General features: G+C 49.3%; 8 protein-coding genes. 6 read left to right on the top strand and 2 right to left on the bottom strand.

The genetic code is table 11. From position 1 onward, the window contains the following. Positions 1 to 598: helix-turn-helix domain-containing protein (locus tag E5358_RS13105; protein ID WP_135940627.1), on the top strand; the 598-nt coding region annotated here is incomplete at its 5' end. A 10-nt stretch (positions 599 to 608) separates the two neighbouring features. Here the strand turns inward: E5358_RS13105 and E5358_RS13100 are convergent. Further along, positions 609 to 1,367 (bottom strand): ThiF family adenylyltransferase, encoded by a 759-nt coding sequence (locus tag E5358_RS13100; protein WP_135940626.1) that lies wholly within the window; start codon positions 1,365 to 1,367, stop codon positions 609 to 611. 275 nt (positions 1,368 to 1,642) lie between these two features. On the opposite strand from E5358_RS13100, the gene E5358_RS13095 reads away from it, so the two are divergent. The 5 genes from E5358_RS13095 to E5358_RS13075 all read left to right on the top strand — a co-directional run bounded on the left by E5358_RS13095 (position 1,643) and on the right by E5358_RS13075 (position 6,466). Continuing rightward, entirely contained in the window at positions 1,643 to 1,822 is a 180-nt protein-coding gene (locus E5358_RS13095) for a hypothetical protein (RefSeq protein ID WP_135940625.1), read from the top strand. Further along, the gene (locus E5358_RS13090; RefSeq protein ID WP_135940624.1) at positions 1,809 to 2,591 is read left to right on the top strand and encodes a threonine/serine exporter family protein; all 783 of its coding nucleotides are present in this window, start codon (positions 1,809 to 1,811) and stop codon (positions 2,589 to 2,591) included. The genes E5358_RS13095 and E5358_RS13090 overlap by 14 nt, the downstream gene beginning before the upstream one ends. Before the next feature lie 380 nt (positions 2,592 to 2,971). Beyond that, a complete protein-coding gene (locus E5358_RS13085) occupies positions 2,972 to 3,445 on the top strand; it encodes a threonine/serine exporter family protein (RefSeq protein WP_135940623.1) in 474 nt (157 codons plus the stop codon). Positions 3,446 to 4,033: 588 nt separating this feature from the next. Then, complete coding sequence (locus tag E5358_RS13080) at positions 4,034 to 4,936, top strand: LysR family transcriptional regulator (RefSeq protein WP_135940622.1); 903 nt, start codon at positions 4,034 to 4,036, stop codon at positions 4,934 to 4,936. A 120-nt stretch (positions 4,937 to 5,056) separates the two neighbouring features. Further along, a complete protein-coding gene (locus E5358_RS13075) occupies positions 5,057 to 6,466 on the top strand; it encodes a sodium:solute symporter (protein ID WP_135940621.1) in 1,410 nt (469 codons plus the stop codon). 79 nt (positions 6,467 to 6,545) lie between these two features. On the opposite strand, the gene E5358_RS13070 is transcribed toward E5358_RS13075, so the two are convergent. After that, positions 6,546 to 9,107: a DUF5686 family protein gene (locus E5358_RS13070; protein WP_135940620.1), complete on the bottom strand. Its 2,562-nt coding sequence runs from the start codon at positions 9,105 to 9,107 to the stop codon at positions 6,546 to 6,548. Positions 9,108 to 9,113 lie beyond the last annotated feature (6 nt).

Below are 9,113 nucleotides of genomic sequence, written 5' to 3'. Positions count from 1 at the left end.
CCTTTATGTATCGGAGAATCTTGCAAATTGGTGCGGTGTGCCGGCTGACAAAATCAGGGAATTCGGTTACCAAATTTATGTGGACCATGTACCGGAAGAGGAGCAAAAGATGCTCATTGAAATAAACAGAAGCGGGTTCAACCTCTTTGGGACCATTCCGGTGGGAGAACGTCTTGACTATACCATTTCTTATGATTTCCACTTCATCACAGGGCGAAAAAGACAGTTGATAAACCACAACCTTACCCCTATGATACTGACAAAGGACGGAAGAATCTGGTTAGCGCTATGTACTGTGGCAATGTCCTCACGCAGCACTCCGGGACATATTGTAATGAGGAAATCGGATTCAGAAACATACTATGAGTACTCACTCGACAAACACAAATGGATTGTAAAAAATAATGTAACCTTAAGCGGCATAGAACGTGACGTCCTGATACTCTCCGCCCAAGGCTACACTATGAATGAAATTGCTGACAACCTATGCAAATCCATTGATACGATAAAAGCCTGCAAAAGAACTTTGTTTGTGAAACTTGGAGTCAGGAACATCGCAGAAGCCCTCTCTTATGCCACAAACTACAAACTCATATAGTTATTCCCAATCAACGTGCAGTCTCGCACATCAATGATGACAAATAGAATTTTGGGAAATACTTCACCTCCTTGCCTGCAACAATGTTATACATGGCATTGACACAATGACCGGCTGCAATCCAAGAACCAACAGACAATTGTGGAGGTGGCAGCACCGCAGCTTCACGCTTGTATTTCTCAACAATGCCTGCCAGCCATTGGTTTGGAAGATTCCAGAAGGCTTCATAATTCGATACATACTCGGCGACCTTCAGTTCAAAACCACGATATTCTTTTGACAATTCCGTCAGCCGGTAGCCTTCAGGCTTGACTATTGTAAGGAATCCTGCCCATCCGAAATTATAAGGATGGAGCACAGGAATATGTTCCCGCGAGCATATTTCGTCAAAAACAAAAGGAATGTCGCTCTTGAAATCCAAAGCATTGATGGCTATGTCATGTCCTTTAACAAGGCTTTCCACATTCTCATGGTCAATGAAAGAATTCACGAAAGCTATGCCGGCAGAAGGGTTTATGCTCAGCAGTCTTTTGGCAAGTGCTTCTGCCTTGCATGTGCCAATATCCCCCTCAGTATAATTCTGACGGTTGAGGTTGCTCAACTCCACTTTGTCACCATCTACAATGGTGATATTCTCAAAACCGAAGCGCAAAGCGCATTCCGCTATGATGCTGCCAATACCGACACCTCCTAAAAGGATACGGGTATTTCTGACTTTTTTCTGCTCTTCCGCATTGACGTAAATGCGATTCCTGCTGTATCTTTCCATAGGTTTTATGTTTTGTTCGAGTGCAAAGTTACAAATGGTTTTGAAACTTACATAGAATAAAAGTGATTTTTTGATTGATGCTCTGCAAAGTATACACAAAAGTGTACTTTAAAATGTTAACACAGCATATTGAAATCAAGAAAAGACATTTTTATCTCCACTATAATCATATTTTCCGATAGCCGCTATTCGAACAAACGCATACAGGAGCTTCCACAATCCGACGGCAAGCGGTAACTTTGCACCCGAAATCATAAACAAGACAACATTCAATCATGACAGCTACAATCCAAAACCCTTACGCCGCATGGCTCATCATAGGATGCGCGGCACTGGTACTGCTCATCGTTTTCGGAAGCACAGTATGCCACCGGCTTGCCATTTTCAACCACAAGCACCACATCGTGGAGTGGGACGACAGTGACATTTACGACTGGGAGGATGAGGACGAATAAGGGGAGCAATGCCGGAATGCTCGGGACATTCCTGTGCAGCTACGCCACCACACTGCTGGAATGCGGCGCGGCGACGGTGAGGATAGAGAAGAATGTCGGGCGCATGGCGGAGGCTTACGGCGGCAATGCGGAAGTGAGCATCTACCCGCGGCATGTGGAAGTGGTGCTGAAGGACGACGAGAGCGGAACGACGGAGGTATGCAGCAAGGCCATCAGCGGCAGCGTAATCAACTATTCCACCGTCAGCGCACTGAGCAAACTCAGCTGGAACTGCCTTGACCGCCGCACACCGCTGCCTGTCGCCATGAGGCAGTACCGAAGAATCACCCATGCTGCAAGGATTCCCTTGTGGGCGGTGACCTTGCTTGCCGCCCTCGCAAACGCATCGTTCTGCCGTCTTTTCGAAGGCGATGGGCAAGCTATGGGCATTGTCTTCCTTGCCACTGTCTGCGGCTTCCACCTGCGAAGTGTGCTCTGCAGGAGGCATGGCGTCGACATGCGCATAGCGACAATTCTTGCAGCCTGCGTCTCCTCGGTGCTCTCCTGCTCATGCTATGTCTTCGACATAGGCAGCACTCCCGACATAGCGTTAGGCACAAGTGTGCTCTATCTCATACCCGGCATTCCGTACCTCAACGCTGTCAGCGACCTCATCAACGGGCATCACATCTGTGCCATGAGCCGTTTCGTCCATGCCATAACCATCACCGTATGCCTGTCCATAGGGCTTTACCTCGGACTTGCATTGATGAGTTTCCAAGGATTCTGACGAACGACAATAGTAAAGATATTACATTCTATTTGTGTCCGGTAAAAAACAATGACAATCAGGAAAGCTCTTATATATCACCATCTTATGAGGTTTTTCTTTCAAAATGGTCTTGTCTCTTGTCACCGCTAACGCGGTTCTCTGCACAGAGACATACGGATATTGCATACACAATCAGAGATGTATTTGCGCTTTACCGGGCAACAACAATCACATTCCGATAATCAACACATTACAGACAACAAAGCAAAAGGTAACCTTTCGCGCTGCAAAGTGTTACCTTTTACCATACGAAAGGTTACCTTTTACAGCACAAACCGTTACCTTTTGCAAAGAGAAAGATTTCACTTTATTTCCCCACACATAACGACTACCACAACATGTTACCAATAATCGAAGATTCATTCTTTGCCGCAATAGCCGCAATAGGCTTCGGAAGCATAAGCAATGTGCCTGTCAAGGCGTTCACAGGATGCGCCATCCTCGCCGCTGCGGGCCATGCCACAAGGACTCTGCTGACAGGGCAGTTTGGCGTCACTATAATCCCCGCCGGCTTCATCGGCAGCCTCGTCATAGGTCTGCTGTCAATCCCCGTCTCGTCTCATTGGAAGGCACCGGCGGAAAGCATGTCCTTCCCTGCCCTCCTCCCTATGATTCCGGGCATGTATGCCTACCGCGCCATGCAGGCACTCATCGCCTGCGTGCAGCATACCTCAGAGAGTGAGTTCATGCACCAGCTGTATCTGCTGAACTATAACGGGCTTGTCTGCTGCACGATAGTGCTGCTGATGTTCCTCGGTGTGACAGTGCCGATATTCTGTTTCAAACGGTATTCCTTCTCTGCCACACGCTGAAAAAACGCCACACTGTTGCTGTTTACGGAAAAATACATTACCTTTGCATAAGACAAGCTGCACCTCGGCAATTCAGAATGAATTCTATTGCACTCGGTTGGCATTATCTTTGCATAAAATAAGCTGCACCTCGGCAATTTAAAATGAATTCTATTGCACTCGGTTGGCATTATCTTTGCACACCAATAAAAAAACTATTGGCGTCCGATAAAACGCAAATACATCTCTGATTGTATATGCAATGTCCGGATGTTTCCGGGCAGAGAACCGCGTTAGCGGTGGCAAGAAAGTAGCCGTGGGTAGCACCCACGGAATGTAGCAACGCTCTGTGCGCGACCGATTTATCGGTCGAATAAAAGTGAGTACCGTAGGGCTGTTCGACCGATAAATCGGTCGTTGTTTGGTGTTTTGTATTACAATCTGCGGGTGCTACCCACAGCTACTCTCTTGTCACCGCTGACGCGGTTCCCGAGACAAGACCATTTTGAAAGAAAAACCTCATAAGATGGTGATATGTAAAATCTTTCCTGATTGTCATTGTTTTTTACCGGACACCAATAAACAAAAACATTAATCGTCTGAAGATTCATGGAACTTAGACATCTGAAATCATTCATCGCACTGGCAAAATGCCTGAACTTCTCTGAGGCGGCACGCAAGATGTGCGTGACGCAGAGCACCTTCTCACAGACCATAAAGCAGCTGGAGGACACCCTCGGCAGCACACTCTTCTTCCGCAACTCCCATGAGGTGACGCTGACAGAGGCGGGCATGGAACTGCTGCCGTTTGCGGAAAAGACGGTGCAGGCTGCCGACGACTGCGCACAACGCATAGAGGACCTCCGAGGATTGCGGTGCGGCACACTGAACATCGGTGTGACCCACTCGTTCAACATGGTGATGCACGAGACGCTGAAGGAATTCATGCGCCGCTATCCCAACATACGCCTGAACATCATCTACAAACCTATGGCGGAGGTTATCGAACGCCTCTCACTGCGTGAACTTGACTTCGTGCTGTCGTTCCGTCCACAGGGGCATTACCCGAAGATAGAGTCGCACATACTCTTTGAGGACAGTCTGTCGGTAATTGTGCGCCGCGACCATCCATTGGCAAGGAAGAGTCATGTCACCATTGCCGACCTCTCCGGCTTCCCTGTGGCACTGCCGGCGAAGGGATTGCAGGCTCGCAACATACTGGATTCCATAATGCCGGACACTGCGGAGCTTAATGTCAGGGTGGAAATGGACGAGGTGACGCCGCTGCTGCGCCTTGTGAGGAACACCGGAATATGCACAATCCTGTCGGCATCCGCCACGGAGGACAGCGAGGAACTGCGCGCAATACCCATCAATCATGAGGGCTGCCGCATGGAAGGCTGTGTGCAAATGCTTAAAGACCGTTACAAGAAAGAGGGTGCAAAGGAGTTCATACGCATCCTTTGTGAGACATCGCTTGTGAAGAAGCGCATAGGGCAATGGCTCGGATGAATGCCTTGCAGAGCATTCTCTGCCACTGCCTGACCGGTGGCAAGCCGCCAAAGGAAGCGGTGGAAAAAACTTTTGATTTGCTTGCATATATGGAGAAATATTGCGAAATTTGCAAGCGGAATGATACTTACTGTAATTATAATCTATTTTGCATTGCTCTTCCTTTTCGGCAGACTTACCTCCGGGAAGGCGGGCAATGACGCTTTTTTCCGTGCGGAAAGGCAGTCGCGGTGGTACATGGTGGCGTTCGGCATGGTCGGCGCAAGTGTGTCGGGCGTGACTTTTGTGTCTGTCCCCGGCATGGTGATGACGCAGCAGATGACGTACCTGCAGATGTGCATGGGTTTTGTGTTCGGCTACTTTGCCGTGGCGTACATCCTCCTGCCGTTGTATTACCGGCTGAACCTCACCTCCATTTACACTTATCTCGGGGAAAGGCTTGGGAAGCGCAGCTACAAGACCGGTGCATGGTTCTTCCTTCTGTCGAAGCTGTCCGGTTCGGCGATAAAGTTCTACGTCGTGTGCATGCTGCTCCAGACGTTTGTGCTTGACGGTTACGGCATCCCTTTTGGGGCTACTGTGGCGGGACTTGTCGCCATGATATGGCTCTATACACGGCGTGGAGGCATAAAGACATTGGTGTGGACGGACACATTGCAGACGGCGTGCATGCTCGTTTCGGCAGGGCTTATCATTGTTGCCGTCACCGAAAAGCTGGGCATGCCGTTAGCCGAACTTTGGCAGGCGGTATGGGACGACAGCCGGTCGCGCATCTTTGTCTTCGATGATTTTGGCTCCACACTGAATTTCTGGAAACAGTTTGTCTCAGGAATCTTCACCGTGATTGTCATGACAGGTCTTGACCAGGATGTCATGCAGAAGAATCTCACATGCAGAACCCTGCATGATGCGCGCAAGGACATGTGTTCCTACGGCATGGCGTTTGTGCCTGTAAATGCCATGTTCCTGTTCCTTGGTGTGTTGCTGCTGATGCTGTGCCGGCAGGACGGTGTCCCGGTGCCGGAGAAAGGTGACGAGTTGCTGCCTATGTTTGCTGCCACTGGAGAGCTCGGGACATGGGCGGCGGTGCTTTTCTTTATAGGGATTGTCTCTACATCCTTCTCCACTGCCGACTCCACCCTTACCTCACTGACAACAAGTTTCTGTGTGGATATATGCGAGAACACACAGAATGAGAAGCTGCGCAAGAGGGTTCACATCGGAGTTGCCGTGGTGTTTGCGCTTGCCGTGGTGCTTTTTGGCAGCATAGGCTCGTCGAGTGTCATCAATCTTGTATATACTGTTGTCGGCTACACCTATGGCCCGCTGCTGGGACTGTTTGCCTTCGGACTGTTCACAAAGTACAGTGTGAAGGACAAATTTGTACCCGTTGTATGCGTCATGGCACCGGTCATGTGCTTTATTATAAACGAAATAGTTCGCAACCTCCTTGGATACCAATTCGGTTACGAACTACTTATGCTTAATGGTTTGCTGACCTTTGTGGGGTTAGCCCTTTTAAGGGTGTAGGGATTTTTTTAGGGTCAGTACTGTCAATTCTGACAATAAGGACAGTACTGACCCTAAAAAACACCTACACCCCACTCCTTTAGAATGTCATGTTTATGGCGAAGCGCACACCATTCTTTATGGCTGTGTCAAGGTCGTTGTAGGAGAGACGGTGGACGTAGTCTACCTCAAGGAACTTGAAGATGTTATGCACACCGACGCATATTTCCGCATAAGGCTTGCTGCTCATGATGTTACATCCGACAGGGAACTGCAACAGGATGTCGCTTCCCATGTTTTCCTGCAGGTAAGGGTTGTTCTTGTTGGTCAGTTTGCCGTACATTCCGCGGAAAGAGATGAACTCACGCCACTTCAGTTTCTTAAGCAACGGCACGCGGTTGAAGAGCTTTCCGTTAAGATCCCAGGACACATGCCACATGGCATAGCGGTCATTGAGGAACTCCATGTTGTTCATCAGCTGGAATGTGTATGTTCCCGGCTGTGACAACCATCCAAGGTTGACGCGCGGCATGATGAGCAATGGGAACGGGACAACGTCCCACTGTGCTCCTCCTGCTACATAGATGTCGAGCTTTCCCCATGAATTGAGCCAGAAACGCTTGTAGATTGATGCCTCCGTGAAGTTCATCTTGTACTTTCCTCCAAGCACTCCGTCCACGGCAACGGTATGGTCAATGGCGAAGATTGGCGCATCGAGATTGATTGGGTAGCGGCGCTGCTTTGTGTTGATGAAGGTCTCTCCCGGGGCGAAACGGAACCCTATGTGCGCCTCTGTGGTACGTATTTCCTTGTCAAACGGTGTACCGTCAATCGCGTGGAACTGCATTTCAGCCGCACCTTTGATGCCTTCGGTCTTCAGACCTACGGTCGTTGCGAAGCCTGCAAGTGTCTCGTACTTGAATTCAAGCTGCTGGCGGTTGTAGAAATAGAGCTTGTCCACCTCACGCGTCTTGAACGCCATGAACATGTTGTCCTTGTTTGTCAGAAGGAATTTGTCCGACGGTGACATGATGTCATATTCCGAACGGAAAGTGAACTGGCGTATAGGGAACTCCCAAGGCTCTCTGTGCTTCTTGTTCAGAGACCACGTGAACTGCGTCGAATAGTACCATTTCGCACTCTCCGCACCGTAAGCCACATAGCCGTTCCAGAAGAGATGGTTGTTCAATGCGGCAGTGGTGCGTCCGGAAAGCCTGAAGCGCCATCCGTCGACAATGTTCTTGTTGACGATTGTGTTGACAGGACCGATGTCAAACTTTGACGGTATGGAATCACTGAGAGTACACTCCACATAGTTGTTCATGAAGGCTTTGAGCACAAAGAGGACGGTCTTCATTCCCGGAATGTTTGCCACACTCTTGGCGAATCCGCCCACGCTCTCCTCGGACTTGGTCAGCTGCACCGTGCGGAACTGGTTCCAGAAATCCTTTCCACGGTTACGTGCATCCTGGTCGACGACATGCGTTGCCGTGCCACGGAAGTCACGTTTCGGAAGTTCCTTGAAACTATAGTTGGAGAGTTTTGTGGTCCTTATCACCACCGCATTGTTAAGCATGCGGTTGAGTTTCAGTTCGACAAGCATGTTGTCTGTATCGAGCACCCACTGCCCGTCAGGCAGTTTGACATACTCCTGCTCAATCTTCATGTTGTCCACAAAGTTGACATCCGACTTCTTCGGTATGGTCAGCGACACTTTGCGGACATGCAGCGTGGAGTCGTTGAGCACCCATATATCGCCACGGAATCCGAAGTCCTGCTGGTTGTTAGGAACAAATGTCAGGCGGATGCACTCGTCTTTGTCCACAAGGCAGGTGTCGACAATGTAGTAGCGGTAGAAACCGATGGCATCCTTGCCTATCGGCGAGGTGAAAGGGAACTGCAGGAGGCGCACCTGGTCATCGTAGATGTCCACATCGGTGAAGATGTCCTTCATCGATGCATCAAGGATGTTTCCTGCTGTCTCCACAAGGTTCGCCACACCGGTGGAGCTTTCTCCAAGGACAGTGGTCTTCTCTGCACGCGGGTCTTTCCTGTACACTTTTCGGGAAACCGTCTCGGAAATCTGCACAGGGCATATCAGTTTGCCGTTCATCGGGCAAACCTCTATCTGGTCGACAAGCCAATCTTTATTGCCTTTCTCCTTTTGTTCCTGAATGTCTTCAGGAGAGACATTGTTCTTGGCAAGCGTAAGTTTCTGGTATTTGTAGAACTCATAATAGCTGTTATTGTCAAGGTCAGTCTTCTTCTTTGCAGCGATGACACGCTTCATGAGTTCCACAGCAGGATTGTTCTTGCGTGAATACTTGCCTCGTTTTGACTTGACAACGACCTCTTGGAGTTGCTTTGTGTCCGGCCTCAGCTTTACCACTATATGGTTTTTGGTCTTCTCGTTGACGAGGATTTCCTTCGTCTTGTAGCCCATAGCGGTAAAATAAAGTTTCCATCCATTGTGCCTTGCAATGGAGAAACGTCCGTTATAGTCCGCCGCAGCCATGACATGATGGGTGCGGTAGACAACGCCTGCCATTGGAATGCTGTCTCCTGTGGCAGCGTCAACGACAACGCCTGTTATCTTTTGAGAAAATGCGCCTGCTGCTACCATAAGCAGCAGGACGCATGAAATGAAAAATCTTTTTACCATTCAAGT

Origin of the sequence: Palleniella muris (assembly GCF_004792655.1) — a bacterium.
Lineage (GTDB): Bacteria > Bacteroidota > Bacteroidia > Bacteroidales > Bacteroidaceae > Prevotella > Prevotella muris_A.
This window is presented reverse-complemented; position numbering and strand designations above follow the sequence as displayed.

What these genes read in the sequence shown, in the direction of transcription:
- E5358_RS13095 (WP_135940625.1), top strand. Translation starts at nt 1,643, where the DNA reads ATGACAGCTACAATCCAAAACCCTTACGCCGCATGGCTCATCATAGGA.
- E5358_RS13070 (WP_135940620.1), bottom strand. Translation starts at nt 9,107, where the DNA reads ATGGTAAAAAGATTTTTCATTTCATGCGTCCTGCTGCTTATGGTAGCA.
- E5358_RS13075 (WP_135940621.1), top strand. Translation starts at nt 5,057, where the DNA reads ATGATACTTACTGTAATTATAATCTATTTTGCATTGCTCTTCCTTTTC.
- E5358_RS13100 (WP_135940626.1), bottom strand. Translation starts at nt 1,367, where the DNA reads ATGGAAAGATACAGCAGGAATCGCATTTACGTCAATGCGGAAGAGCAG.
- E5358_RS13085 (WP_135940623.1), top strand. Translation starts at nt 2,972, where the DNA reads ATGTTACCAATAATCGAAGATTCATTCTTTGCCGCAATAGCCGCAATA.
- E5358_RS13090 (WP_135940624.1), top strand. Translation starts at nt 1,809, where the DNA reads ATGAGGACGAATAAGGGGAGCAATGCCGGAATGCTCGGGACATTCCTG.
- E5358_RS13080 (WP_135940622.1), top strand. Translation starts at nt 4,034, where the DNA reads ATGGAACTTAGACATCTGAAATCATTCATCGCACTGGCAAAATGCCTG.